The sequence below is a fragment of the Bacillus paranthracis genome, assembly GCF_024296885.1.
Taxonomy (GTDB): Bacteria; Bacillota; Bacilli; order Bacillales; family Bacillaceae_G; genus Bacillus_A; species Bacillus_A paranthracis.
Genome location: NZ_CP101135.1, coordinates 2294459 through 2320383, shown reverse-complemented (window position 1 = coordinate 2320383; position 25925 = coordinate 2294459). Strand labels below are relative to the sequence as shown.

Annotated in this window: 26 protein-coding genes and 3 pseudogenes; 9 read left to right on the top strand and 20 right to left on the bottom strand. The window is 33.1% G+C overall.

Translation table 11 applies throughout. From position 1 onward, the window contains the following. Window positions 1-40: 40 nt before the first annotated feature. Window positions 41-634 (bottom strand): O-methyltransferase, encoded by a 594-nt coding sequence (locus tag NLJ82_RS11815; RefSeq protein ID WP_002027690.1) that lies wholly within the window; start codon window positions 632-634, stop codon window positions 41-43. Window positions 635-936: 302 nt separating this feature from the next. Between NLJ82_RS11815 and NLJ82_RS11810 the strand changes: the two genes are divergently transcribed. Then, on the top strand, window positions 937-1095 hold the full coding sequence (locus tag NLJ82_RS11810) for a hypothetical protein (RefSeq protein ID WP_001100983.1): 159 nt from the start codon (window positions 937-939) through the stop codon (window positions 1093-1095). Window positions 1096-1127: 32 nt separating this feature from the next. On the opposite strand, the gene NLJ82_RS11805 is transcribed toward NLJ82_RS11810, so the two are convergent. The 3 genes from NLJ82_RS11805 to NLJ82_RS11795 all read right to left on the bottom strand — a co-directional run bounded on the left by NLJ82_RS11805 (window position 1128) and on the right by NLJ82_RS11795 (window position 3684). Further along, entirely contained in the window at window positions 1128-1997 is an 870-nt protein-coding gene (locus tag NLJ82_RS11805) for an RNA polymerase sigma-70 factor (protein ID WP_000447140.1), read from the bottom strand. Continuing rightward, window positions 1975-3285 carry a phytoene desaturase family protein gene (locus tag NLJ82_RS11800; RefSeq protein ID WP_000713003.1) on the bottom strand — a complete coding sequence of 437 codons (1311 nt, stop codon included), beginning with the start codon at window positions 3283-3285 and terminating at the stop codon, window positions 1975-1977. Before NLJ82_RS11800 ends, NLJ82_RS11805 begins: the two co-directional genes overlap by 23 nt. 93 nt (window positions 3286-3378) lie before the next feature. Next, complete coding sequence (locus NLJ82_RS11795; RefSeq protein WP_000010316.1) at window positions 3379-3684, bottom strand: luciferase domain-containing protein; 306 nt, start codon at window positions 3682-3684, stop codon at window positions 3379-3381. Window positions 3685-3944: 260 nt separating this feature from the next. Here NLJ82_RS11795 and NLJ82_RS11790 point away from each other — a divergent pair. Next, a pseudogene (locus tag NLJ82_RS11790) lies at window positions 3945-4469 on the top strand (TGS domain-containing protein); the annotation flags it as partial. Window positions 4470-4648: 179 nt separating this feature from the next. Next, window positions 4649-5281 (top strand): cupin domain-containing protein, encoded by a 633-nt coding sequence (locus NLJ82_RS11785; protein ID WP_000203243.1) that lies wholly within the window; start codon window positions 4649-4651, stop codon window positions 5279-5281. Window positions 5282-5899: 618 nt separating this feature from the next. On the opposite strand, the gene NLJ82_RS11780 is transcribed toward NLJ82_RS11785, so the two are convergent. Then, on the bottom strand, window positions 5900-7210 hold the full coding sequence (locus NLJ82_RS11780; protein WP_000019170.1) for an exosporium glycoprotein BclB-related protein: 1311 nt from the start codon (window positions 7208-7210) through the stop codon (window positions 5900-5902). A 486-nt stretch (window positions 7211-7696) separates the two neighbouring features. On the opposite strand from NLJ82_RS11780, the gene NLJ82_RS11775 reads away from it, so the two are divergent. Continuing rightward, on the top strand, window positions 7697-7987 hold the full coding sequence (locus NLJ82_RS11775) for a DUF4183 domain-containing protein (protein ID WP_001121647.1): 291 nt from the start codon (window positions 7697-7699) through the stop codon (window positions 7985-7987). 61 nt (window positions 7988-8048) lie between these two features. Here the strand turns inward: NLJ82_RS11775 and NLJ82_RS11770 are convergent, their stop codons facing one another. Next, on the bottom strand, window positions 8049-8663 hold the full coding sequence (locus NLJ82_RS11770; RefSeq protein WP_012644406.1) for a DUF4183 domain-containing protein: 615 nt from the start codon (window positions 8661-8663) through the stop codon (window positions 8049-8051). 183 nt (window positions 8664-8846) lie between these two features. Between NLJ82_RS11770 and NLJ82_RS11765 the strand changes: the two are divergent. Then, window positions 8847-9047: pseudogene (locus NLJ82_RS11765) on the top strand (BclA C-terminal domain-containing protein); the annotation flags it as partial. Window positions 9048-9450: 403 nt separating this feature from the next. Here the strand turns inward: NLJ82_RS11765 and NLJ82_RS11760 are convergent. Further along, window positions 9451-10008 (bottom strand): helix-turn-helix domain-containing protein, encoded by a 558-nt coding sequence (locus tag NLJ82_RS11760; RefSeq protein ID WP_000391322.1) that lies wholly within the window; start codon window positions 10006-10008, stop codon window positions 9451-9453. A gap of 112 nt (window positions 10009-10120) precedes the next feature. On the opposite strand from NLJ82_RS11760, the gene NLJ82_RS11755 reads away from it, so the two are divergent. Further along, on the top strand, window positions 10121-10705 hold the full coding sequence (locus NLJ82_RS11755; protein WP_001121298.1) for a LysE family transporter: 585 nt from the start codon (window positions 10121-10123) through the stop codon (window positions 10703-10705). A 29-nt stretch (window positions 10706-10734) separates the two neighbouring features. Here NLJ82_RS11755 and NLJ82_RS28755 read toward each other — a convergent pair. After that, window positions 10735-10857: pseudogene (locus NLJ82_RS28755) on the bottom strand (N-acetylmuramoyl-L-alanine amidase C-terminal domain-containing protein); the annotation flags it as partial. A gap of 95 nt (window positions 10858-10952) precedes the next feature. Between NLJ82_RS28755 and NLJ82_RS11750 the strand changes: the two are divergent. Continuing rightward, complete coding sequence (locus NLJ82_RS11750; RefSeq protein ID WP_000774130.1) at window positions 10953-11213, top strand: hypothetical protein; 261 nt, start codon at window positions 10953-10955, stop codon at window positions 11211-11213. Between the two features lie 107 nt (window positions 11214-11320). On the opposite strand, the gene NLJ82_RS11745 is transcribed toward NLJ82_RS11750, so the two are convergent. The 5 genes from NLJ82_RS11745 to NLJ82_RS11725 form a co-directional block, all read right to left on the bottom strand. Further along, window positions 11321-13117, bottom strand: coding sequence for an ABC transporter ATP-binding protein (locus NLJ82_RS11745; protein WP_001243536.1), 1797 nt, complete (start codon window positions 13115-13117; stop codon window positions 11321-11323). Then, window positions 13110-14864 (bottom strand): ABC transporter ATP-binding protein, encoded by a 1755-nt coding sequence (locus NLJ82_RS11740; RefSeq protein ID WP_000834810.1) that lies wholly within the window; start codon window positions 14862-14864, stop codon window positions 13110-13112. The genes NLJ82_RS11745 and NLJ82_RS11740 overlap by 8 nt, the downstream gene beginning before the upstream one ends. A 221-nt stretch (window positions 14865-15085) precedes the next feature. After that, on the bottom strand, window positions 15086-15682 hold the full coding sequence (locus tag NLJ82_RS11735; protein ID WP_000703153.1) for a DUF1349 domain-containing protein: 597 nt from the start codon (window positions 15680-15682) through the stop codon (window positions 15086-15088). A 33-nt stretch (window positions 15683-15715) separates the two neighbouring features. Further along, window positions 15716-16600 (bottom strand): GNAT family N-acetyltransferase, encoded by an 885-nt coding sequence (locus NLJ82_RS11730; protein ID WP_000528697.1) that lies wholly within the window; start codon window positions 16598-16600, stop codon window positions 15716-15718. 261 nt (window positions 16601-16861) lie between these two features. Next, a complete protein-coding gene (locus NLJ82_RS11725) occupies window positions 16862-17548 on the bottom strand; it encodes an MOSC domain-containing protein (protein ID WP_001262984.1) in 687 nt (228 codons plus the stop codon). Window positions 17549-17700: 152 nt separating this feature from the next. On the opposite strand from NLJ82_RS11725, the gene NLJ82_RS11720 reads away from it, so the two are divergent. After that, window positions 17701-18603 (top strand): LysR family transcriptional regulator, encoded by a 903-nt coding sequence (locus NLJ82_RS11720; RefSeq protein WP_000614449.1) that lies wholly within the window; start codon window positions 17701-17703, stop codon window positions 18601-18603. A 92-nt stretch (window positions 18604-18695) separates the two neighbouring features. Here NLJ82_RS11720 and NLJ82_RS11715 read toward each other — a convergent pair whose 3' ends face one another. From NLJ82_RS11715 to NLJ82_RS11705, 3 genes are all read right to left on the bottom strand, one after another. Then, window positions 18696-18959: a hypothetical protein gene (locus tag NLJ82_RS11715; RefSeq protein WP_000932119.1), complete on the bottom strand. Its 264-nt coding sequence runs from the start codon at window positions 18957-18959 to the stop codon at window positions 18696-18698. Between the two features lie 54 nt (window positions 18960-19013). Beyond that, a complete protein-coding gene (locus NLJ82_RS11710; RefSeq protein ID WP_000285210.1) occupies window positions 19014-20138 on the bottom strand; it encodes a C45 family autoproteolytic acyltransferase/hydrolase in 1125 nt (374 codons plus the stop codon). A 165-nt stretch (window positions 20139-20303) separates the two neighbouring features. Continuing rightward, window positions 20304-21347, bottom strand: coding sequence for an aspartate-semialdehyde dehydrogenase (locus tag NLJ82_RS11705; RefSeq protein ID WP_001290627.1), 1044 nt, complete (start codon window positions 21345-21347; stop codon window positions 20304-20306). A 129-nt stretch (window positions 21348-21476) separates the two neighbouring features. Between NLJ82_RS11705 and NLJ82_RS11700 the strand changes: the two genes are divergently transcribed. Beyond that, entirely contained in the window at window positions 21477-22349 is an 873-nt protein-coding gene (locus tag NLJ82_RS11700) for a LysR family transcriptional regulator (RefSeq protein ID WP_000425918.1), read from the top strand. A 69-nt stretch (window positions 22350-22418) separates the two neighbouring features. Here NLJ82_RS11700 and NLJ82_RS11695 read toward each other — a convergent pair whose 3' ends face one another. From NLJ82_RS11695 to NLJ82_RS11680, 4 genes are all read right to left on the bottom strand, one after another. After that, window positions 22419-23615 carry an MFS transporter gene (locus NLJ82_RS11695; RefSeq protein ID WP_000421210.1) on the bottom strand — a complete coding sequence of 399 codons (1197 nt, stop codon included), beginning with the start codon at window positions 23613-23615 and terminating at the stop codon, window positions 22419-22421. 140 nt (window positions 23616-23755) lie between these two features. After that, entirely contained in the window at window positions 23756-24172 is a 417-nt protein-coding gene (locus tag NLJ82_RS11690) for a MarR family winged helix-turn-helix transcriptional regulator (protein WP_001065034.1), read from the bottom strand. A 115-nt stretch (window positions 24173-24287) separates the two neighbouring features. Further along, complete coding sequence (locus NLJ82_RS11685) at window positions 24288-24893, bottom strand: PRK06770 family protein (protein WP_000846583.1); 606 nt, start codon at window positions 24891-24893, stop codon at window positions 24288-24290. A gap of 97 nt (window positions 24894-24990) precedes the next feature. Then, complete coding sequence (locus NLJ82_RS11680; protein WP_000720248.1) at window positions 24991-25764, bottom strand: Cof-type HAD-IIB family hydrolase; 774 nt, start codon at window positions 25762-25764, stop codon at window positions 24991-24993. Window positions 25765-25925 lie beyond the last annotated feature (161 nt).

Sequence of the window (25925 nt, the reverse complement as noted above, 5' to 3'; positions counted from 1 at the left end):
TACACCCTTTTTCAATGTGATAATTATATTGCGTTCAATCCTATTGCTTCTTACGCGCTACAAATGCACCATTTTGAAATGCCAATAACACTGTTTCAAACATTTTATCTTCTTCAATCATTTTTATAAACTCAGCTAATTCACTCGCATGAGAAGTAGCATTATCGACAACAAGAAGACCTTTTGGTTGTAAAATGCGTTTTATATGCTCAAGCCACCACATGTATTGCGTACGCTCTGAATCTAGGAAAATAAAATCAAATGAATGATCTAGTTGTGAATCTAAAAATGCCCCTGCTTCTTGATTGTGAACATCAATCCTTTGTAAAAGGTTTGCCTTTTCAAAATTGGCAAGTGCCTCTCCAACTCGTTCTGAAGAAAGCTCTACAGTTGTTACATTTCCATTTGTTTCTTCTACCGCATTAGCTAACCACAATGTAGAATAACCATTAGAAGTTCCAATTTCTAAAATGTTTTTTACACTACACCCTTTTACTAAAATTGATAAAAATTGCCCCATCTCACGAGAAATATTCCGTAATTTTTCTTCCCGTGTTTTTTTATTTCGATCATGCTCTTCTCCATATTGTTCAAGTTGAATTAATAATGAATCTAATGTATCCATTCTTTTCATCCCTTTCTAAAGCAATATGATGAAAAAGCTCTTGTTGCTCGTCTACTTTCATTATATGCGAAACAAAAACCTTTTTCCCGTTATATGACAAAGATTTATAATTTTTTATAGCATATTGTTTCGTTTTTTGGTAAAGTTAATTTCTACGTGCAATTATTCCATTCATACTATTTTTAATTCAATTGCAGTTGTTAAATCATATAAACCTCATTTAAATGAATCGGTATTTCAAATTCAATTAAGCGCCCTTTCCGGACGCATTTTCTTTTGTTTATATATTTCTAGAAGAAAGGATGCTTACAATGAACGTGATTAGCTTAGATGCTGCTCGAAAGCGCAAGCAACATAAAAAATTAATGATTACTATACCGATTATTTCACGTATTTATGAAGAAGACGGGGAAATTAAATTTGAGGTAGCTGGTGAAAAAGATGTACCTCTTGAAATGTTAGAAAAATAATAAAAAAACGCATTTCTGAAGAAATGCGTTTTTTATATTTTTACATTTAAATGCATAAGTTTTTCAGGATTAACCATCATATAAATGTTTGAAATCTTCTCATCCTCAAATGCAAACGAAAGAACATACGTTATTTTATTATTTATTGTAACTATTACCCCAGGCATACCATTTACCATTTTGAAATCAACAGTGTACTCTTCTGTCAATCGTTGTGCAATCCCAAAGAACAAACGTATAATTCGATCCGCAGAGTAAATCGGATGAATCGCAGTTGTAACTTTACCACCACCATCTGCTTTCAATATCGCATCTGTTTTTAATACTTCTAACATACCTTGCGCATCACCACATTGTAGTGATGATACAAACTTTTCAACATAATCAGCCATTTTCTTCGTACTTAATGTTGATTGCTTCGGCTTATCCAATATACTATTTCGTGCGCGTTGAAAGATCTTCCTACAGTTCACACTACTCTTATCAACAATTGAAGCTATTTCTTCGTATTCATAACTGAAAACCTCTCTTAATATGAAAACAATCCTTTCTACCTCAGACAGTTGTTGTAAAAGTAATAAATATGCTGTGGAAAGGGATTCTTTCATAACAAATGACTCTGATGGCTCATTACTTTCTTCTACAAGTGGCTCTGGTAACCACATCCCTACGTACACGTTACGTTTATGCGCTGCCGAACGTAATTTATCAATTGAACGATTTGTCGCCACCTTACACAAATATGCTTTCATATTTTCTATAGACTGAAGATCCTCTATATTATTTAACGAGATAAATACATCCTGAACGATATCCTCAGCATCCATAACACTCCCAAGGATTCTATATGCTAACGAAAATAATAATGGTTGATACGCTTCATATAATTGCTCCGTTTCCATGATGAACTCCCTCACTTTCTAATTGCTTTAAAATGTGTAACGCTGCACGTTTTCCACTTGCTACTGCAGCATCAGCTAATATTTCATCATGCCCAGTCCAATCACCTGCAACGTAAATACCTGGCATTTCAGGGATATTAGGACCTGGTTTTTCAACTCGGTTTATATGAGGGAAATCATATACTACTGTTATTTTCGGTAAATATTGCTGTGCAACAGCTTCTCTTTTCCAATTTGGATGTAGCAAATCCATTGTACTTTCTAACTGTTCTTTATCTTCATGAGTTTGTTTCATCTCTAGTACAGGATTATGGTACTTAATTAAACTCACTGTAATTGATCCATCATCACTTAATTTAGCTGCTCTTGATTGATTCGTGAAAAATATAGGCTGATCTAACCCTAATGCAAATTGATGTGTCGGATTAGGTAATCGTCTCAAACCAATATCTAATGCAGCAACAGTAACTGGTACCGATTGTTTACTCCATCTATGCAAACTTGTTCCTTCCACACCTTTAATTATGTTACAAGCTTCTTTCGGTGGAGTCGTCACAATGACTGTACCTACTTCAAATACCTCATCATCAAAACAATATATTCTTTGTTTATCTTCGTAATGCTCTATTTCCAAAACATGCTTTTTATCCAAAAATTGCACCCCGGCATGATTCGCAATGTCTCTTAATTTTGTTATTATCGTCTCCCAGCCACCATCTACATAAAATACCCCATCTTTTATCGAAAGCTGTATTTGCTTTAGTACAGATGATGCTAATTGTATTGTAGGAGCAAACGTATATGTTGTTGTTCGGCATAGCGCATAAAATATATTGCGAACCATTGGATCTTTTATTTCATTTTCTGCCCATGTAGTTAGGCTCACTTTTTGAACTTTTCTTACATCTAAATTCCCTAAACGAATCATAAGACGTGAGAATTGTACTTTTGCAGACCACGAAAGTAGTGGTGTTGATAAAATTGAGCGGAAATCTGTTGGTATAGTGAAAATATCCCCTTTCCATATTCCATGTGCTTTTGTAGATGGAATTCCACCCGGTAGATTCATACCGAGCTCATTAAAAGTTAAAAATGCGGCTCCTCCTCTATATAAGGCGTGTGCACCAAGATTCATACAGATCCCATTTTTATTAATAGTCATCCCTCGACCACCAAAGCGACTGGACTTTTCTAATACAATCACTTTTCTTCCGGCTTTCGCTAAATATATAGACGCTGTTAATCCAGCAAGGCCACCACCAACAATTGCTACATCAAATTTCTTCATAATAAAATCCCTCCTTATCGTTCTACATACAAGACGAACGATTAAGGAGGGATGTGACATGAAAATATATTTTTACTCATCTATTTTATTTCATTATTTTTTTATTCGGTCATATTGCATACGAAATAACTCAATTGCAAATGGTATATCCTCTTCACTCTTTATATAATAACTGATCCATCCTGATTCAGGTAATACGTGATGTGGTTTGACCAATCCTTGTTTTACTAATTCATCCCGCTTTAACTTTGGAAATGGTAAATCAACTAACTTATCTCCATGCAGATGACCAAGTTCTTTCTTGCCATAATTTATTTCAATGCCGCCAAATCGATGCGGTTTTTCAGAGACACCTGCCCAGCCAAGCACTTCATTTCTAATCATTTCACTAAATGACATGAACCTTCACCCCTTATTAATGATTGATGTAATATTAAATTAACACGTTCTTTACTTTTTTCCATCAATCCAAAGTATGAATGGATATACGAATATAGTTTCATCTCAACACCTTTATTTTTTACATAATTAAAATAATTTCAAAGGGGGTTTATTCTATTATATAGAATTACTATTAAAAATAATTTTAAGGGACGGATTTATATGAGCGAGGTATTATTACAAAAGGCAAATTATCTACAATCTAACGAATTAAAACTCTTGAAAATAGCTATTTTAATAACAATTTAAAAACTAAAGTCAATATGAATAATACTGAACAAACAATTATCATTCAAACACAATTAGCAAAAACATTAAAAGATAACGGCATTTTTTCTTTATTAAATAATAGAACTGCAAATGTCCAATCCATATCTTATAAAATAATGAATGATACAATTGTGCATAACAATTTATTAACTACAGATCCAATTGCGTTCCACAATCTAGTATCGTACGAACTATTTGAAAATACCATAACGGCTTATACTTCAGATTTACAACCTATTTATTTACCAGATGGTGCTACAATTATTGATTTTACTTTCTCTGCATTTCCAAAAATTGCACATAAAATGAAAAATGCAAAAGTAAACGGTATACCTGTTCCACTTAAAACAAAGGTATCTCATTTTGACATCATAGAAATCCATTTTGGTTTAAAACAAAACTCGGCATTAGAGCGGCTAAATTACGCCAATACCGCTAAAGCACAATTAATTATTCAGCAAAAACTATCTTGAATAACAGACCAATACCTCTATGAAAAAGGATTGGTCTGTTATTCAAAATACGAAATACAACCCATATTCTTTATGGCATAGGCAAATTTATTATGATACCAACAACCGCACATAACAAACACTAGACACATATCCTAATTTTATAACCTTACTTACTAATAGAAAGGCAGGTAATACAATTGACTTCTAATATCGACTACACCTCCCCCTCAACTAATTTCACTTATGATTTAAATAAAAGTAATTTTTTTCAGAAAGATGCTCAAAACTATATAAACGTACTTGGCGAGAAACAATTAAATACGTTAGAAAACACTTCTTTATTAGATATCTATTTAAGTACAGGAAATGTTGTAGAGCCGCACATACATCAAAATGCAGCTGAACTTGTTTACTGCATTTCAGGCTCTGCAGTTGTTTCTTTACTTAACCCTTTTACAAATCAAATATTAAACTTACCAATAAAACCGGGGCAAGTTGCCAACATTCCACAAGCGTGGTGGCATTATGAAATTGCTACAGCAGATAACACTCATTTATTAGCAATTTTCGATGCCCCAACACCAGAAGTTATTTTTGGTTCTGATATTTTAAGATTAACTCCCGCTAATATAATGGCCCATACTTACTGTCTCGATGAGCAACAATGGAAACAAGCGGTATCCCCTATTCAATCCACTACAGTAATCGGTCCTCCAGCAAATTGTAATCAGAACCGCGGAACGATACCCCCTGCAACTCATCCTCCTAATCCACAACAAAATTTATATTACCAAGATTCATATTATTTTCCTCTTTACTGGGGATATTAATTTATATTATGAAAGGACAATTATTTATCTCCTCGGAAAATACGTAGGAGATTTTTTTATTATATACCCATTCCTATTTATTATCGTAACAATTAATAGAATAGCTACATATAATAGTTATATATTTAATTGGAGGTGATAGTACTATGAGTAATTATAACTATCGAAAAAACTACTCTCATAATAAAAATAGTAGTTCATCAACATCCTCTCAGTCTTCGAATTCTCAATCTTCCAATTCCCAATCACAAAGAGACTTAGCCAATCAAGGCTATGTAAAGAAAAAAGGATGTAACTGTAATAAAAACAAATAGTTGATTACTAATTTGTACAATAACATTTTAACACTCACGATAAATAAATTACTTCCCTTTTATTTAAAAGATGAATTCTGTTTTTAATAGAATTCATCTTTTTTATTTATAGATAATTTTTCATATCCTATAACTTATTCCATAAACAATAGATTATAAATCATTAATTTTGATTTTTTTAACAAAGAGTACTTTCTCAATTGATTTATCACCTATCTTTCCATAAAATATAGCCCTTCCTAATACAATTAGGAAGGGCTATATACAAATGCCAGTTCAAATTTCTAACAGACATTACAGCAAACTAGACGATATTAATACCTGCACTTACAAATCCAGCTACTGCAGCTATTGGACTTGCTGCTGTTAATGAAACGTATAGTAGTATTTTATCTCCTGCAGCTACTGGGATAGCTTCAGGTATAATACCTGATGCTGTAGAACCAATTGCGATTGCAGCAAATGCTGGTGTTAATAATAGAGGTGCACCCTGTACTGTAAACGTATTACTTGCAGCTGGTGCAGTTAATATTTGTATCTGCACTTGAACAGGTGATAATGGAGATAATGCAGCTGTTGCACTAAAGAAACCTGCTAATGACGTAATAACACCTGCGCGTGGTGCTACAAATGCATAATCACCTACACCTAACGCTAATGTAATACTCGTTCCACCGGCTAATCCTACACCAGGCTGACTAAATCCAAATCCAAGGAGAGTTCCTGTATTAGCTATTAACGCGTTAACTAACGCAGCTGGTGTTGTACCTGAAGCAAATGGAATAATAGCTCCGCCACCAGTTGCTCCTGTTGCTCCTGTTGCTCCTGTTAAACCTGTTGCTCCTGTTGGGCCTGTTGCTCCTGTTGGACCTGTCGCTCCTGTTGGGCCTGTTGCTCCTGTTGGGCCTGTTGCTCCTGTTAAGCCTGTTGCTCCTGTTAAACCTGTTGCTCCCGTTGGGCCTGTTGCTCCTGTTAAACCTGTTGCACCACCAGTACCTGCTGGACCTGTCGCTCCTGTTGGGCCTGTTGGACCTGTTGCTCCTGTTGCTCCTGTTGCTCCTGTTGCTCCGCCACCAGTACCTGCTGGACCTGTCGCTCCTGTTGCCCCTGTTGCTCCTGTTGGGCCTGTTGCTCCTGTTGCCCCTGTTGCTCCTGTTGGGCCGCCTCCTGGAGTAGCACCAATTAATTGAGTTAATAAGTTTAATAAAAGTTGTAAACTTGCAGGGTCAATAATTAATGAGAAGAAGAATGGTGCAAGAGCACTGTAGAATTGTTGTAATAAAGAAAGTAATTGACCTAAATTGGGATTAGGAGATTGTAGTAAGTTAATAATACTTTGAATTAATTGTTTCAAGAAATTTCCTTCTGGAGAAGGTGCTAATTCATTTAGTAAGTTCAATAGCTGAGTAAACAAATTGAGTAAAGCTAATCTGTTTGCATCACTTGGATTTGCAAAAAACGCTGCAATAGCCGAAATTAAAGAGTTTAGTAAAGTAATTAATCTACCTAATTGCTCACTAGTAATTGGAACTGTTTGTGGATTGTTACAACATTCTGGAGTGAACACAATCGGATTATTGCAGTTGTTATGACCAAAACAATTGTTATGTGACATTTATTTCCTCCTGACTTGTCTTATAGTTGAGTGTTTTCCTATTCTAAGAACTATAAAAGATCCGATTGAAAAAAATAATTGAGTTATTTTTTTCATTTAAGATAGGAAACATGAATGATAATTAAACTTGAAAGCTTAATTTAATTATGTTCATGACTCACATATTAATTATATGTTTTTAATAATTGACTGCTTAGATTAAACACCTAAACTTAAGAGTTTATTTTATTTTTCCACGTTTATCTCTTAGGTTTAAAAGCACATTTTAATTTAAATATTAAAACTAAGCATTAGCATATAACCAATAACTTACAAATAATAAGTAATAACACCACCTTTTCAAATAAATAACAATAATATCTTTACTTAAATTGTGTTCCCTCTATTATCATAAAGCCGTTTCTATTATCAAAAACTCTCATACAATATAGTGGACAAGTTATTGTATACTTCGTTCCAAAAAACAATATAGGGAGTGAGAATTAATTGCCAATTATTCAACCATTTATGGCATCTAGAAGATTTACATCTACATTAGGAGCTGGTACAGGAACAGGTGCAGCTTTTGCAATTGCTGCTACAGCTTGTTTAAACGATGCTGGCACTACTGCAACTGCTTTTCCGACTTTTACGTATTACAACTTATATGTAAACGGCATTCTTCAACCTAGTGTGAACTCCAGTGTTACTACTGGACCTACTGGTGCTATTACAATTCCTGGCGGAGATGCATTAGACGGTGGAATTCCAATTACAATCGAATTTATCGTCACTTAGTTTTAACTATTTTAATGTAGAGCAAAAAGACAGATCCTTCTTATTTAAGAATCTGTCTTTTTTAATTAATAATGATAAATTGTAAAATAATTGAAGAACCTTGTGATGGTGGTTGATTATCTAATAAAGTTAGCTGGCCAGTACTAACCTGATATAATGGATGTGGTTGAAGTATTCCATTAATAAACAAATTAATGTAAGAAACCTCATCAGGAGATAATATGTGAGTTGTACCATATTGAGCTAGCCCATCTGAATCTGTATATGTAAGTTTTTCTCCATCTGAAAAAGTGTAAAATAATAAATTAGTTGTTGTTATGGGGCCAATAACGCCTGTTGGACCTGTTGCTCCCGTTACTCCTGTTGCTCCCGTTGTTCCCGTTGCTCCTGTTGCTCCTGTTGCCCCTGTTGCTCCCGTTGCTCCTGTTGTCCCTGTTACTCCTGTTGCCCCTGTTGCTCCCGTTACTCCTGTTGCTCCTGTTGCTCCTGTTGTCCCTGTTACTCCTATTACTCCTGTTGCTCCTGTTGCTCCCGTTACTCCTGTTGCTCCTGTTGCTCCCGTTACTCCTGTTGCTCCCGTTGGAATATAAATTGGCGGAAGAACCGGAAAAGTAGGTCCAATATTTTCTGGTCTTACCATACCTTTATTCAAAGATAATTTTTCATCGCTGTTCAATTTTCTACCTCATTTCACATTTTGTTTACTAATTAACAAAATAAAACCTCTATCATTTTAGAAAAATTCCATAACTACTTTTTCATACTCAAATGATTTTACATAAAGTAAACTTTTTACCGTTACTATAACTAGTAGTATTAATATAATAAAATGATAGTTCCATTCCAAAATACTAAATCGCTACTATTAAACTCTTCGACTCCACTTTCCGGATCTATCTTTTCACTCGCAATATCAACTTCAAATTATAATAATAATTTAATAATCAATTTAATTGCTGGTAATACAATTTCACTTCAACTATTCGGCGTATTATCCATAGTTAATTTAGTTGGGGGTGGTTCAACAGGTGCCTCTTTAACAATTATACGAATCGATTAAAAAATGATTCGTTCTTTTTTATAATAACCATTCTTAAATGCTAAAATAGTAACTATTACATCATTCCTTAAGCTTATATATTAATAACTTCACGACAGTGATTTTGCAATAAGAAACACTTTGTACTATATTCATAGTACAAAGTATCTATACTAAATTTTCCGTATATACATTATCAATTTACACTGCTCTCTGCCAATGTTACATTAAAGGTGAAGGTAGTTTCTCAAATGCGAACCATCTCAATACGTATATGAGAAACAAACTCCAATCCTATACGCGAGAGCAATACTATGTTGACACTCAAACGAGTGTCCTTTTTTATGAATTTCAAAAATAAAACCATCTTTTATAGATGGTTTATCAACGCACTTTTCTTTATATTCTTCGTGTAATAGTAAATTTATATAACCGGATAATGTATGGTCATACTTAACCTAGTTAGCGTTCTTCCGAAATTATGATAAGAGTGTGGTCTATCCGCCTTAAAGCGAATTGAATCCCCACTATTTAATTTATATTGACAATCCTTTATTTCAATTGTCAATTCCCCTTCAAATACCGTTATAAATTCTTCGGTCCCTTCTTTATGACCTTCCGAATTTAACTTTCCTTCTGTTTCAATTTCAACCGTATAGACTTCAAAGTTCCTATCATCTTGGAAAGGAAAAGAAGGATACACTTTATATCTTCCATTGTCTTCTGATAATACTTGAACATCATTTCGTAAAACAACTTTCGTATCCGGTTGCGGATTATTGATTAAAGAAGTAAAAGACACTTTCAAACCATTGGCAATTTTCCATATCGTTGTTAATGTTGGACTTGACTCTCCTCGTTCAATTTGTCCAATCATCGTTTTACTCACACCTGTTAATTGGGAAACCTTTTCTAAACTTAATTTTTCCTTCTCTCGTATTGTCTTTAAATTTTTCGCCAAAATAAGTTGAATTTCTTCCATAAGAAACACTCCTACAATATATACAACATAACGACCATAATGTACAATAAAAAGCACACGTTATATTGTTCTTTTCGGTCATTATAACATACAAAAAATAGGGGGTTTTGAAATGCCTATATTTTCTTTTTTATTATTTGTTTTTATAAGTAGCTTCACACCAGGACCTAACAATTTCTTAGCTATGACATACGCTAATCAACATGGTTTAAAAAGGAGTATGCAATTTTGCTTCGGAGTAGCTTTCGGTTTTTTCATCCTCACTTCATTATGTAGCTTCTTTAATATTGTACTAATTAATATCCTACCTATAATTGAATTCCCTTTAAAAATCTTAGGTGTAGCATATATGCTATATTTAGCTCTTAAAATACTCACAAGTAAAACTAGCATAAATTCCGATGAAAAATATAATAAAAATTTATTTACAGTTGGGATTTCCCTTCAGTTTATTAACCCTAAAGGAATACTATTCGGACTAACTGTAGTATCAACTTTTATTCTTCCTTACTACAATTCATATTCAAGTTATCTACTTTTTTCATTATTTCTAGGTGTAGTTGGATTAATGAGCACATTTAGTTGGACATTATTCGGTTCCATGTTTCAAAAACTTTTGTTGAAGCATACTAAATCATTTAACATCATTATGGCCGTTTTATTAGTTTTCAGTGCGCTTTCCATTATAACCAATTAAATTTCCTTTATTAAAAAAAAGAGGATTACTCAATAAAAGTATCCTCTTTTTGAGGCCGAGTGATTTTTCTGTTTCACTAAAATAAAATCTTTACTTAACTTTTCATACCACCAGCCTCTACGCTCAAGGTAATCCGTCATTCCTTTAAGTTGCGGCCTCTACTTTTTATCATTCATTTTAAAATCTCTTTATAATAATACAGAAAAATACGCTATAATATAAGTTATTGTTCTTTAGGAGGGGTTTAATGGCTGATAAGTATAAATTTTTAATTCTTGTTGTTACAGCATTTTTTTCTTTCTTTTCCTTAATAAAAGATTTCCGTAACACTTCAAAAAGTTTCTTTTGGGGAAGCTTTGCAATTCTAACAAGCTTTATATTATTATTAACACGCGCTTTAGAGTTAACTCCAATACTTCTCCATTCAGCCCAGATGGCTCTTGAGATTATTACAATACCTCGTAAATTATTGTTCCCGTCTGGCACTGAAGTTGCTAGTATTTGCTAACAATTCGTGTATCTAAAAAAATTCAAGTCTATATTTCTAATTATCTTTATAAATATAAAAATGCGGTTTCTCCTTTCTAGAGAAACCGCACCATATCAAAATTCTTATTAAATTTTAAACTGACTCGTATACAGATCAAAGTAAAACCCTCTATCTTCCATGAGAGATTCATGATTCCCTTTTTCTATAATACTTCCATCTTTTATAACAAGGATTTGATCTGCTTTTTCAATCGTTTTCAGTCGATGAGCGATTACGAAACTTGTTCGACCTCTCATTAAATTGTTTAGTCCTTCTTGTATTTGTAATTCCGTTCTCGTATCAATATTAGATGTTGCTTCGTCGAGAATTAATATATCTGCATCTGCTAAAATTGCCCTTGCAATCGCAAGAAGTTGTTTCTGTCCTTGACTTAAATTCGATCCTTCTGAAGCTATTTTTGTTTCATATTGATTCGGTAAATGTTTTATAAAAGAATGTGCAGATGCTGCCTTAGCTGCATTGATTACTTCTTCATCACTAGCATCTAATCGCCCATAACGTATATTATCCATAATCGTCCCAGCAAATAAATACGTATCTTGTAAAACTACTCCTATTTTACCTCGCAACGAATTCATATCATATTCTTTTATATTTTTTCCATCAATATGAATTTGCCCTTGCTGTATATCGTAAAAGCGCGTTAGCAAATTAATGATTGTTGTTTTACCTGATCCAGTTGGACCTACTAAAGCAATTGTCTCCCCTGGCCGCGCTTTAAGACTCACTTCTTTTAAAATCGTTTTATTTTCCTCATACCCAAATGAAACATTCTCGAGTGCAACATGTCCTTGTAAATTTTGTACAACGAATGCATCTTTTTTATTTTTGATTTCCGGTACTTCATCCATAATTTCAAAAACACGTTCCCCACCAGCCACTGCCGCTTGAATCGTATTCATTAAAGTTGCGAATTGACTGAGTGGTCTTGAGAATTGACGAGAATAATTAATAAAAGCTGCAATGACACCTACAGTTGTCATTCCATTTAAAACCATTACTGATCCAGTTCCAATTACAAGTCCCATACCTAAGTTATTAATAAAGTTCATACTTGGAAAAATAAAAGCTGAAAATGTATCCGCCTTCGTTGCTGAAACTCTTAGTTGTTCATTAATTTTATTGAAATTTTGTACGGTTTTTTTTTCTTTCCCGTATAACGTTGTAACATCCGCTCCTGTTATAGCTTCCTCAATAAATCCATTTAATTCTCCTAAATCTTTTTGACGCTTTGCAAAGTTTTTGCCACTATAAGCAACTAGTTTTTTTGTAACGAAAAACATAATAGGTACTGTAATTAAAGTAACAATTGCTAAGATCCAATCTAATGCGAACATCGCAATCGCCACACCTATAAAAGTTAGCGCTGATGAAATAATTTGTACAACACTTTGTGTCAACGCTTGATTCAAATTATCTATATCATTTGTTACACGACTCATTAAATCCCCTTGAGAACGTACATCAAAGAACCGTAAAGAAAGTGTTTGGATTTTCTCAAAAATATCTTGTCGTATTTTTTGTATCGTTTTTAATGCAACATTAACCATTACAAATGTTTGTAACCAAGTTAAGAATACTGTTACACCGTAAATCGCGATAAGTAACAAACACATTCTCGCCGTACCGCTTAAATCTTTCGGTACAATATATTGATCGATAATTACTCCCATTAAATACGGACCTAATAACCCAAGTAACGTCGTAACAAACACTAAGAATATAACGAACGTAAGGGCAGCCTTTTGGTAGCCCATATAGTTCCATACTCTCATCACAGTTCCTTTCGTATTTTTAGCCTTCCCCATCTTTGATGCGTTACGTCCACCTTTATTAGCAAATTGCCCTTGAAAATTACGCATGTTCTTTCCCACCTTCCTTATACAAATTGCCACCTTGGGAAAGATAGATTTCTTGATAAACCTCGCATTGTTCTAACAGTTCTTTATGTGTACCATCACCAACTAATTCACCATTATCTAACACGAGAATTTTATCAGCATCTATTATTGATGAGATTTTAGAAGCAATTAATAATGTTGTTGTTCCTTTATATTCTCTCCTTAATGCTGATTGAATGTTAGATTCTGATTTAGCATCAACTGCTGATGTAGAATCATCTAATACAAGAATAGATGGCTTTCTCACAAGCGCCCTTGCAATGGATACACGTTGTTTTTGTCCACCTGATAAATTCGTCGCACCTTGTGTTACATGATATTGATAAGAATCTTCCAGTTTGTTAATAAACTCAGTCGCACAAGCTGATGAAGCCGCCACTTCCAGCTCTTCCTTCGTTGCATCTTCTTTTCCATAACGTAAGTTCTCTTCTATACTACCTGAAAACAACAATGCCTTTTGAGGTACGAACCCGATTGAACCACGAAGTTTTTGTAAATCGTATGCCTTAACATTTATTCCATCAATACATATTTCACCTTGATCAACATCGTATAAGCGTGGTAACAATTTTGCTAAAGTAGATTTACCACTTCCTGTAGAACCGATAACCCCTACTTTTTCACCTTTACATATGCGAAATGAAATATCTTTTAAAACATATTCATTATTTTTCGTATAACTATAACTAACATTTTTAAAATCAATATTCCCCTCAATTTCCTTAGGTACAAGCGCATTTGTTTCGCTCGTAATATCAACTTCAGTATTTAAAACTTGCTGTACTCGATCCGCAGACGGAAATGCTCGCGCGATTTGCATAAATACCATACTGATAGACATAAGTGACATTAAAATGATATTCAAATAATTTATAAACGCTAATATAGCTCCTACTTGAAGAGTCCCGTTAAATACTTTTTCTCCACCAATCCATAATGTTGCGACAATCCCTCCGCTTACAACTAACATTATGATTGGCATCATTAAGGAAATAAGCTGCACCGCTCGAATATTTATCTTCGTTAAATTTGTATTAACATTTCCAAACTGATTAATTTCATATTTTTGTCTTACATACGCTTTAATAACACGTACCCCAGATAAATTTTCTTGTAACTTTGTATTCACTTTATCTAATGCTTCTTGCACCTTTTTGAACGTCCCGCTCGCTTTACTCGCAATGAATATAATCGCAAGTAATAAAATTGGAACGACTACGAGTAATATAGGAAATAACTCGCGTGCTGTCACAAAAACAATTATGATACTTCCGATAAATAACAAAGGACCACGAACGAGAACACGTAATGTCATCGTCATCGCCGATTGAATAGATGTAATATCATTTGTCACTATCGTTAATAACTTTCCAGTTCCAAACGAATCACGATTTTCACTAGAAAATGTTTCTATTTTCGTAAACACATTTTTTCGTATGTCAGTAGCGAAATTAACAGCTGCTTTTGTAGAATACATCATACACCCAAGCCCTCCAACTAAACCGAGTGCTGCAGCTCCTATCATAAGAAGTCCCATTTTTATTACATAATTCATATCCCGATTTGCTATCCCAACATCAATAATATGTTGCATAATAGTCGGTTGAATTAAGTCCATCGCAACCTCAAGTACCATAAATAGTGGTCCAATAATAGCGAAGAACATGTATGGTTTTAAATACTGTAATAATTTACGAAATGATTTCATACATAATCTCCTTTTCCCATGAAATTACTCCCGAATAACTCATATCCCTCCTTATTTAAGCGCTGTAGTTTGTAATTTCTTTCTTATTCCTATTATATTATGTAAATTAATATTTAACATTATTAAATGATAAGCATTAATGACTTTACGGTCAATAAATGTGCTTTTTATTATATACATATAAAAACCGCATTCCTAATGAAAAGAATACGGTTTTTCATCTATATTTTTTCAGTTGTAAACTCTAAAAACTCAGTCTCAAATCCATTATTTTTAGACGGACTACACGTGTAAAAACCTATTTTAATAGGCTTATTTCCTATATCCTCCATCAAATGAGCGATTCTTATTTGTTCCCATTGGTGGATCTTCTTCACATATATTGTATAATCACCACGTTTACGAACAATTCGAAAACGAAGTTGCTCGTTAGCTAATTCTGTCGGAAAGTCTTGCGTGGACCAATCGGAATATCCATTATTCGTTACGACAGCTCCTAAATGAGATGGACCATCTGGAATATATTCTAATGAAGTTTTCAGCCAACACTTTTCCGAAACCATAACAAAAAGACCAGCTTGATCGAATTTTGAATTTGGATTCATACGCAATTGAACTTCAGCTTGAAAGTCTGTCATCGTCTCTGTATAAAATACATGACCATTCATTACTTCGAATCCATAATGTGTTTTAAGCCAAAAATCTGTTTCGGCTTTCGAGCGGACAATAAGCGCATGATTGTTATTAAGCTTATAATATTCAGGTACATTCATTATAGTAAGTTGCTCAATATGTTCTGGTATATGTGATATTTTCATAGTTCCTCCCTAATAAAGCATCTATATACACATTTAAAATTCTACTAATACTGGGAATTTATAACCTTTCAAATCCAACTCTCTATTACTTCGAACCATTAAATACTTACTTGATTGTAATTCTGTAAACTGTACATCCTCAACCCCTAATTGATCTGGAGAGAAGTAAAATTCGATTTCTGTAAATCTTTCAGCGATCTCCCCACATATTTCATCTAAAACTGGAATTACTGGTGCAAACACTCCATATAATTTCAACTTTTCATTATCTACTTCATACACAATTAGAGCATCTAGTTTCTCTGAATAATACAATTTCTCATTCCATTCCGAATTGTACATATTCAAATAAAACGAAGGATGGAAGTTTAATGTTGAAAAATTATTTGAAAGTCTTTGGCTACTATCTATAGTTTCATGTATTAATTTTCTATCCTCTTCCATATAATAATCTAGCTCTCTAAGTAAGGAATCATTATTATTCTTTTTATCATATGGAATAGTCATCAAATACTCCTGCACAACTTTAAAACCATATGATGTATATAGTTCAGGTTTTTCCGTAAACAATAATGTGCATTCACATTTCTTATCGATTTCTTCTATCATTTTACTCATTAATTGCGTCATGAGTCCTTGTCTTCGAAAATTAGGGTGTGTCATTACCGATTGAATGCCTGCTGCATTTATTCTTTCACCATTCACTAGCAATGGTAACGAGAATACCGCAACGTTTGCAATCGCTTTATCTTCTTGTAAAAATGATAAAGCTTTATATGTATCATCCCAATAACCTCTCTCTGAAAAATCATGCAATGTTTGACTTGGAATCCCAAACACTTCTTCAAATAAAGGAAATAACTGCTCTCTTTTCGGTTCTTCTAAAAGAAGTTTTTCAAAACTTTCAACATTCCCCATGTTGTCCCTCCATATGTTAATTCCATCAAATTAGATATAGTTGTAGAACCTGCTCTTAAAGTAATAGGTCTTACCAATCAATATACTATCATAAAATATAAAAAAAAAGTCTAATTAATTTTATGTTTCGACTATTCGAAAATAAGTCGAATAAAAAGATATTAAGATTTTTGAATATTAATAAGTTTATAATATAAAAATAGCGCTTTCTAATTCGTTTTTACTAATAGAAATGCACCATTTATAAAAAAATATTTTTTATTATTTTTTCCCTTCTAGTCTTTCCTTCGTATTCATTTCTTCTCCTCTCATTCGCTTTTCAAATGTATTTCTCCAACTTGTAGAAAGTGCATGTACTTCTAAGATCCTCTTTGTCCCTTCCAAATTTTGTTTTTCCTTATGCATAATACGATTAGCAAAAGCTACTGTCACACCTTTTAGATCCGACTTCAGTAACTTTAATGTATCAGCAGGTGATACCCATCCTTCTTTTAATACGCGAAAATAAAACCCTGTATATCCTGTTTCTTGAAAATATAGTGGTAACTTCGGGATATTGTATTTCTTAGCTAATTTAAAACAAGGTTGCCTTGGCTGCGTTACTTGTACAATTGCTTCTCCAATTTGAAATGTATCACCAATACAAACATCCTCTTCACACATACCACTAATTGTTATATTTTCTCCGAATGCTCCATATATAAGTACTTGATTCAACTCTTTTTCCCAATATCCATAATGTTCTCCCGAATACACACAAACCGCTTTATCTACTCCACCATGATGAACTAAATCCGCTTGACCATCTCCATTAAATTTTACAAAGGATAAAAACACCGGTTCTTTTACTTGTTTCTTATTTATTCCTGTATGAATTACCTTTCCTCCGTATGTAACCTCTTTCGGTAACCCTATATTTAAAGATAATAATTGGTATTCATTAGCCATTCTATTTCCTCCTTTAAGATTGTTCCATGTATTTTCTCACTCGATTTATTTTCACTACTATCTCTTTTAGATGATTATAAAACCTAAAAAATCATTGTTCAATCCAATTATTTATATAATAATAATAGGTAAAACCTATTATTATACTTGAGGTGATCCAAATCGAATTACGACAACTTGAATATTTTTTAGCTGTTTCAAAAGAATTGCATTTCACAAAAGCAGCTGAGAAATTAAATATTTCACAGCCTTCACTAAGTCAACAAATACGTGCATTAGAGCATGAAGTTGGAATGCCCCTTTTCGATCGAATTGGTAAAAAAATATCTTTAACCGAAGCTGGGAGGATTTTATTATTACATAGTAAAACAATTTTTCATGAAGTTGAACAAGCCCGTTCTGCTATTCAAGATTTAAACGGATTACAACAAGGTTCCTTAACAATTGGATCATTATTAACCGTCGTAAATTACTTACTACCACCAGCTATTTTAAATTTTAATAATTTATATCCTAATATAGAACTTTCTGTATTAGGACTTCGCACAGGAGATATTCGTGAAAAATTATTACAAAACGAACTAAATATTGGCATTACATTTCTACCGGTGCAAGATAAAGAAATTATTTCTACCCCTCTCTACAAAAGTGAACTTATAATAGTCGTACCAACTGGTCATCAATTAGCTGAACATAATCATGTATCTATTGCTGAATTGCAGAATTACCCTTTAATTCTTTTACCTAAAAATTTCTTTTTAACCGAATTAATTACATCCCATTGTCAAAAATTCAACTTTAAACCAAAACCAATTTTAGAAATTAGTACAATGGAATCTTTAATCCAAATGGTTTCAAAAGGCATGGGAATTACAGTTTTACCAAAACCGTATATAGACTTTTTACAAAATAAAAACATCCAAGCTATTAAAATAGAAAATCCTACTCCAACAATAGAAATAGGACTTATTTATAGAAAAGATAAATATATGTGTGCTGCAACTCGAGAATTTATTAAACAATTGAAACTAACCGTACATTCTTTACAAAATTAAACGAACAAAAGAGATTATCCTATGAAGTCATTTCATAACGACCTAGTAGAATAATCTCTTTTCATAATGAAATAAAGTATTAACTATAAATTTTAGTGTACCTTTTTGGAAATTGGAATATATTTTGTGAAATAAGCCCCAACTAACAATAATACGATTGAAAATAGCACTGTCAACATACCGCCGAACTGAAACCAATATGCGAACAAATTAAAAATTGCAAGTGAAAAGAAACAAATTGAAGTTAATGCACTCTTCAATCCTTTTATTTCTGCTTTTTTTCTTTTTTGATACGCAATATACATGGAAACGGCTAAAAAAATGATAAAAACAATCATTAATAAAATGTTTAGCATCGGTAATCCCTCCAGTATAAATAACCTTCCTTCGGTGCTACCATATTACCCCATTTACCCTTTTGGAATCAATTTATTATTCTCTTCTCTCCAAAAATCAGTATAAGTTTTATTTTCAAAGTTCACATTCACCTCAGAAAAAGGAAGACTCCCTCCAACCTCCAACGAGTACCAGTCATTTAAAAGTGGAGACCCAAAACAAATATTCATTGTGCATTCATGCAAATCAAATAATACGGAATGTAAAGTTCCAAACCATTCTTCATAATTATGCACCGTCAGCCCGGCAGGATATTCTTTTTGTACTAATCCTTTTAAAGACGCTATACTCACTTGTTCATTTCGATTTAAATGTTCATACAATGTGTGATATCGGTTTGTAGATTGTTCTAATCTTCTACTATTCAGTTTTTGAATAGGTAAACTAATTGCATGGTTTGTTGATACGATAAAATCTTGGCTTTCCTCAACAATTGTGATTATTGATTTATATCCATCAAATATTTCAATACATACTGCATCTACAGGATCGGCTACTATTAGATTCATATTACTAGCAATTGGTATTTCTTCTATTAGTGACTTAGCCTCCTGCACATTTTTGCATTTCTCCAATAATACTCTAATGACCGCAAAACATTGTAAACCACTTACCGCTGGCTTTCTTAAACCCGCAATATTTCCAACCGGTTGACCACATGCTGAAAATGTAACAGATAATCCATGCTCGTTAACTCCTTCCGTTCGGCCAAAATATTGAGTAGAAAAGCCACTATGTGCATATGCACCTTCAACATGAGTCGAACAAAAACGCATATCATCTATTACTGGTGACAAATCATAGTTTCTTAATACATAAGTATGCTTTAAATCTGTCTTTTTAGGTAAAACAGCACAATGGCTACAACCTGCTTTTAATAGTGTTTGATAATAATACATCATATTTTCAGATGGAATTTTTAATACTTCACAAAACCCTTCAATCTCTTCATTAATTCCTGGACAATAATTATGTAATATGTTTCTAGATTCTGTCCAATGCTGATGCGATATTAAATTTTCTTTCTGTATAAATTGCGGAATAAGGTAAGGATGTTGTTTTACAAATTCCCCTTGTTGCTTACCGATTTCATAATGACTTCCTTTTAGCGATGAAAAATACCCCTTTACTTGATACATCTAATTCCCCCTTATTGAATTTATCCATATTGTACCAAATAAACTGTATTCATTCTTGATGTTTTTTACTGTCTTTCAAATCAAATACGGCTGGAATAAAGCGAACAGTTATAAAATAAAAACTAGGAAACTGTAATCTTTAACAGTTCCCTAGTTTCCTTCATACTAAATGATTCCCTCTTCCACCATCGTTTCTGCAATTTGCACCGAGTTCCACGCCGCACCTTTTAATAAATTATCGGAAACGATCCAAAGATGGAATCCGTTTGGTGTATCAGGATCTTTTCTAATTCTACCGACAAATGTATCTATTTTCCCTTCTGCGTATAATGGCATTGGATACAGCTGTTCACTAGGGTTATCCTGCAAAATAACACCTGGTGCATCAAACAATACTTCTTTAATTTCTGCAACAGTTGCTTCTTTTTCAAGCTCTATATAAACCGATTCTGAGTGACCTGATATAACTGGAACACGCACACAAGTAGCTGCCATTTTCAAGTTTGGGTCTTCTAAAATTTTCTTCGTTTCTTGTATCATCTTTACTTCTTCAAAGGTGAAATCATTATCCGTGAATATATCTACTTGAGGAAGTACATTAAATGCAATTGGATAATGTTTTTTATCTTTTTTCGCTGGTAATATAGTACTCTCCACTTCTTCACCTGCAAGTATTGACTTAGCCTGTTCTTTTAATTCTTGAATTGCATGAATACCAGAACCCGATACAGCCTGATAAGTGGAAACGATAATTCGTTCTAATCCGAATACTTTTCGTATTGGCTGAAGAGCTGTTACCATCTGTAATGCTGAACAATTCGGAACTGCTATTATCCCTTTATGTTCCTTTAAAGTGTGCGCATTCACTTCCGGAACAACGAGCGGTACATCATGTGCCATTCGGTATTTACTTGTGTTGTCAATGACGATGGCACCACTAGAGACAGCTTGATTTACAAATTGTCTAGAAACTTCTCCTCCAGCGCTAAAAAAGGCAATATCTACCCCTTCAAAGCTATTTATTTTTGCTTCTTGTATAATGATCTCTCGCCCTTTAAATTGTACTGTCTTACCAGCCGATCTTTTTGACGAAAGTAACGTAACTTCAGTTATATTAAACTTTGTTTCTTTTTCTAACAGTTCAATAATTTTCTGACCTACTGCACCCGTAGCCCCAACAACAGCTACATGATAGCCCTTTTCACTCATCTTTTCTCCTCCAATATTAAATGAATAAATATTTCTACAATTTCATTTTATAAGGAATTTAATCATTTGGAAAATTGAAATACGTGATATAATCATTCACAAATCATGATAATAAAAGAGGGATTGCTTATGGAAATGAGACATGTTAAAACATTTTGTGCGATTGTTAAGTATGGTAGTTTTTCTAAAGCTGCTCATGCATTAGGTTATGCGCAATCTACAGTTACAGCGCATATGAAAGCATTAGAGAACGATTTACATATTCCTCTTTTCGATCGGTTAGGAAAAAAAGTACTTCTTACAAAAGCAGGTCATCAATTTCATCCTTATGCTTTAGAGTTACTTGCAATTTATGAAAAGGCGCAAGAAATCCCTCAAAATACCGATCAATTAGAAGGTACATTGAGTATTACATCAAACGAATCATTAGCAGTATATCGTTTACCACAATTATTACGTACTTACAAACAGAAAAATCCGAAAGTAAATATCGTACTTGAAACAAACACAAATGAACAAGCATTACAAAAATTACGTGAAGGAGAAACAGACGTTGTCTTCATAATTGGAGAAAGTATAGAACATAATGATTTTATTACACGTACTTTTAGTAATGAAACATTTGGATGGATTTTACCTCCCCATTACTGTATACACTCTAACCCATTTTATTTATTAAAGGATACTCAGTTTATTTTTACCGAACAAAGCTGCGGTTATAGACCAATGGTAGATCGTTTTTTACGTCAAAGCGGGAATATTCCAGCTAAAACATTTGAAACGTCCAACGTTGAAGTTATTAAACAATCTGTTATGTGTGAGTTAGGAATTTCAATTCTTCCTTACATCGTTGTACAAGAAAGTTGTCAAAAAGAGCAACTCTGTTTTCAGCCTATTGAAACTCCAACAGTTATTCAAAGCCATGTAATCTATCATAAATCTAGATGGATTTCCCCTGTAGTACAGTCGTTTCTTTCACTATTAAAGGTTATGAAAGTATAAAATAATATGAAAGAAAACATGAGTTGAAATCCTTTAAAGAATATCAACCCACGTTTTCTTTACTACCACTTATATAGTCATCTTCTTTTTATTAGGTGATGTTTTTTCTTTAACTAGAACAAATATGATTGGAAGGACAAGTAAACTAGCAATTGCACAGATTGTTCCTAAAGAAAAAAACGGAAATCCATTACTTATGGCAAGTGACGCTACGCCAGAAGCAATAGTCATCCCAATATACATGGCAGAGCTATTTAATGCCATTATAGTCCCTCGCACAGCTGGTTTTAATTCTGAAATTAGTGCCGTTAATGATGCTTGTCCAAATCCAATAAATAAACTCCAAATAATATGTACAATAATTGCAATTACTAGATTTTCTGTGGAAAGCGAGAATAACATTACACTAATTGAGGATACAATGCTCGCAATGACTATAACACTCTTCTTTCCTATTTTATCAGCTAACTTCCCACCCAAAATGTTACCAGCTACACTACCAACTCCCGCCAAAAAGATTACAATACCTATTTTACCAACGGAAAGTCCAAAATTATCCCCATAATAAACACCTATGTATGAAAACATGCCGTGTAATCCAATTGTCCATAGAAAAGTTGCTAATAATGCAAATAAAACTGATATATTTACTACAGTCATTTTCAATGGTGCATCCACCGTTTCCGTTAAAGAAACATGCACATCCTCTCTCTCTTTTTCATTTCTTAATATGTGATTAATTAGTAATGTCAGAAATAAAGTTAAAAGTCCTATACTATAAAATGTCCATTGCCAATTTCCTATTTCAGATAAAAATGCGCCTATAGGTACTCCAATGACTGTTGAACCTATCATTGCTCCCATAATTGTTCCCATCGCTTTTCCTCTTGACTCATATGTAACTTTATCTCCCACTAATGCAAAAATACTTGGCATAATCATTGCACCAGATAAACCTGTTAGACCGCGAAATAATAAAAGAATTTCAAAATTCTTCGCTAATCCCGTACAAAATGTAGAAATAGAAAAAATAATAAACCCTATTATAATCATACGTTTCCTTCCAACTCTATCAGACATCATTCCAAATACGGGTGCAGTTATTCCATAACAAAGTGCATAAATAGTAATTAATAACCCTCCACTCCCATCAGGGATACTAATTGTTTCTGTAATTACTGGTAATAAAGGTGCCACTAATAATGAATCTAATCCAACAAAAAAAGCTACAATTGCCAAAATACGTATCATTGACTTTAACTCCATATATAACTCCCCTTTATTTCATATATGAAATAATTATTTATTATTATCCCTTCTTTAATTTTCACTGTACTAGTTTTTATTTCACATATGAAGTATTTATATAAATAAAAATGTAACAGAATGTTACATTTTTACTATATTTAATTCAAGTGCTTCTTCCACTTTAATAATAGAGCCTCTAAAAGCCCCTCTTCTTCTTTCGTAAAACAACCACAATTCTCTTTTAAAAAATCACTATATTGCACATCTACTTGCTTTTTCGTCTCTTCACCTTTTTTAGTTAAATATACGAGCGTTTCACGTTGATCATTCGGGTTCTTCTCTGTCATTACGTAACCATCACGCTTCATCCGTTGAATCATTGTCGTCATATTACTTGGAACACATCCCATGTTTTCAATTAACTTTGACATAGATACTTTCCCAGATTTTGCGAGTACTTGAATCACTCCAAATTGTACGTAACTTATATCATACTGTTCAATTGCTTTATCTAGATTTTTTTGGAGTAAATGATAAACATCACGAATATTACCGTAAAGCTCTCTGTTATTCATATGTAAGCCCCTCTAATTTATTTCATATATGAATCATATTCCCATTTATTTCTTGTGTCAACAAAAACACCTTTGTAATTATAACAACAAAGGTGTTTCAAAATCAGCATATCTCTTATTTATTAGCCTGTCCCCCACCTGCAATTAATTTACTACCTGAATATGTACCTTTTTGCATAAACACTTGATTAATTAACTCTTTTTGTTCCGCTTCTGACATTACTCCTTTTCCTTCTCCTAAATTCCCGCTTTGTAATTTCCAAATCTTATTATGATCCGCATCCATCTTTTCATATTTTCCTTGTTTCCATCTCTCTAAAATGTCTGCATATGTAGTTCCTTGTACTAGATCATTACTTTTTACAATATCAAGCAAACTTTCAATTCGTTCTTGTGTAATAAAAATATAACCCCATTTTTGATCAGCCTTCGTTTTTTGATGCGCCATTTCATGTAACGCTGTCTGTATTTTCTCATCTGTCCATTTAAAATTTTTATTAAAGCCGCTATTTGGTAATGAATGATTGCCATTTTCTAAAACCTTTGCATCTTCAGCTTTTACATTACTATCAGCCAGCACTTCTGCTGCCGGAGCAGCGGGTGATGCCTTTTTCGCAGCTGGTTTACTATTATTCAAATAATACAGCATACCATATGTTAAACCTACTCCGATTACCGCCATGCCAGCTATAATTCCAATTATTTTAAAGAATGTTTTCATCTTGCTTGTTTCCTCCCGCATATCTCATTCATAATATCTATTTATCAAAAACAGATGCAGCATCTCTTTTTTCGCTGCTTACTACAATTTTTTCATACTAGTCAACATAAACATAACTTTTACTTTCTAGAAATGTAGCAACTCCATCCTCATCGTTACTTTTAGCAATAACTTTAGCGACTGCCTTTAATTCCTCAACAGCGTTACTCATCGCTACACCAATCCCACACTTCTCTATCATTTCCATATCATTGTAGTCATCTCCAAAAGCAATAACTTCAGATACGTCTCGATTTAAGTGCTGTAGAACATATTGAATACTATTCCATTTTGAAACTTCTGCATGCATAATTTGACACAATGTCCCATCATCTGTAATGACTCCCCTGCATTCATCAGGCAATTCTTTAATGAATTCTTTGTTTATTGAACCTTTAGTACAAATAATTGCTTTAGAAGCTTTTTCAAAGTTCAAATCTCTTACATCCATAATTTCACATGGTACATTACCAAAATAATCAGTTACATCAAAATTGGAATACAACTTATCACCGATTTCAAGGCAAATTTCATGAAGATTATACTTGTTTGCTATTTCTATGATTTCTAAAATGTTATTTTTAGAAATCTTCATTTCATATAAAATATCATTCCCTTTTAGTACTAGAGCCCCGTTATAACAAATGATAATCTCACTCTTTAACACGTCGGGAATATACTGTTTTATAGCTCTTGGCGGCCTTGCTGTAGCAAAAATCAATTCGTCTCCATTATTTTTACATTCCCTTAAAATATTAATAGATTTCTCTGAAATTGTTTTATCACTTCTTAATAAAGTCCCATCAAGGTCTGAAATAATAATCTTTTTCATACTTATCTTTATTCTCCTTTCACAAATAATAATTCGAAATATTGGTTATTTTTTGGATCACCAGCGCTGCTGCGGATAGTTAATCTCAACTTTCTTTTTTTCTCAATTTAATTCCAAATATCATTTCCATTTGTTATATATTTTTTATTTCATGAAGTACA

Coding starts and splice junctions, on each gene's coding strand:
- NLJ82_RS11700 (WP_000425918.1), top strand. CDS start 21,477: ATGGAAATGAGACATGTTAAAACATTTTGTGCGATTGTTAAGTATGGT.
- NLJ82_RS11715 (WP_000932119.1), bottom strand. CDS start 18,959: ATGCTAAACATTTTATTAATGATTGTTTTTATCATTTTTTTAGCCGTT.
- NLJ82_RS11800 (WP_000713003.1), bottom strand. CDS start 3,285: ATGAAGAAATTTGATGTAGCAATTGTTGGTGGTGGCCTTGCTGGATTA.
- NLJ82_RS11760 (WP_000391322.1), bottom strand. CDS start 10,008: ATGGAAGAAATTCAACTTATTTTGGCGAAAAATTTAAAGACAATACGA.
- NLJ82_RS11725 (WP_001262984.1), bottom strand. CDS start 17,548: ATGGCTAATGAATACCAATTATTATCTTTAAATATAGGGTTACCGAAA.
- NLJ82_RS11710 (WP_000285210.1), bottom strand. CDS start 20,138: ATGTATCAAGTAAAGGGGTATTTTTCATCGCTAAAAGGAAGTCATTAT.
- NLJ82_RS11730 (WP_000528697.1), bottom strand. CDS start 16,600: ATGGGGAATGTTGAAAGTTTTGAAAAACTTCTTTTAGAAGAACCGAAA.
- NLJ82_RS11780 (WP_000019170.1), bottom strand. CDS start 7,210: ATGTCACATAACAATTGTTTTGGTCATAACAACTGCAATAATCCGATT.
- NLJ82_RS11695 (WP_000421210.1), bottom strand. CDS start 23,615: ATGGAGTTAAAGTCAATGATACGTATTTTGGCAATTGTAGCTTTTTTT.
- NLJ82_RS11740 (WP_000834810.1), bottom strand. CDS start 14,864: ATGAAATCATTTCGTAAATTATTACAGTATTTAAAACCATACATGTTC.
- NLJ82_RS11795 (WP_000010316.1), bottom strand. CDS start 3,684: ATGTCATTTAGTGAAATGATTAGAAATGAAGTGCTTGGCTGGGCAGGT.
- NLJ82_RS11805 (WP_000447140.1), bottom strand. CDS start 1,997: ATGGAAACGGAGCAATTATATGAAGCGTATCAACCATTATTATTTTCG.
- NLJ82_RS11680 (WP_000720248.1), bottom strand. CDS start 25,764: ATGAAAAAGATTATTATTTCAGACCTTGATGGGACTTTATTAAGAAGT.
- NLJ82_RS11735 (WP_000703153.1), bottom strand. CDS start 15,682: ATGAAAATATCACATATACCAGAACATATTGAGCAACTTACTATAATG.
- NLJ82_RS11745 (WP_001243536.1), bottom strand. CDS start 13,117: ATGCGTAATTTTCAAGGGCAATTTGCTAATAAAGGTGGACGTAACGCA.
- NLJ82_RS11810 (WP_001100983.1), top strand. CDS start 937: ATGAACGTGATTAGCTTAGATGCTGCTCGAAAGCGCAAGCAACATAAA.
- NLJ82_RS11755 (WP_001121298.1), top strand. CDS start 10,121: ATGCCTATATTTTCTTTTTTATTATTTGTTTTTATAAGTAGCTTCACA.
- NLJ82_RS11750 (WP_000774130.1), top strand. CDS start 10,953: ATGGCTGATAAGTATAAATTTTTAATTCTTGTTGTTACAGCATTTTTT.
- NLJ82_RS11815 (WP_002027690.1), bottom strand. CDS start 634: ATGAAAAGAATGGATACATTAGATTCATTATTAATTCAACTTGAACAA.
- NLJ82_RS11705 (WP_001290627.1), bottom strand. CDS start 21,347: ATGAGTGAAAAGGGCTATCATGTAGCTGTTGTTGGGGCTACGGGTGCA.
- NLJ82_RS11685 (WP_000846583.1), bottom strand. CDS start 24,893: ATGAAAACATTCTTTAAAATAATTGGAATTATAGCTGGCATGGCGGTA.
- NLJ82_RS11690 (WP_001065034.1), bottom strand. CDS start 24,172: ATGAATAACAGAGAGCTTTACGGTAATATTCGTGATGTTTATCATTTA.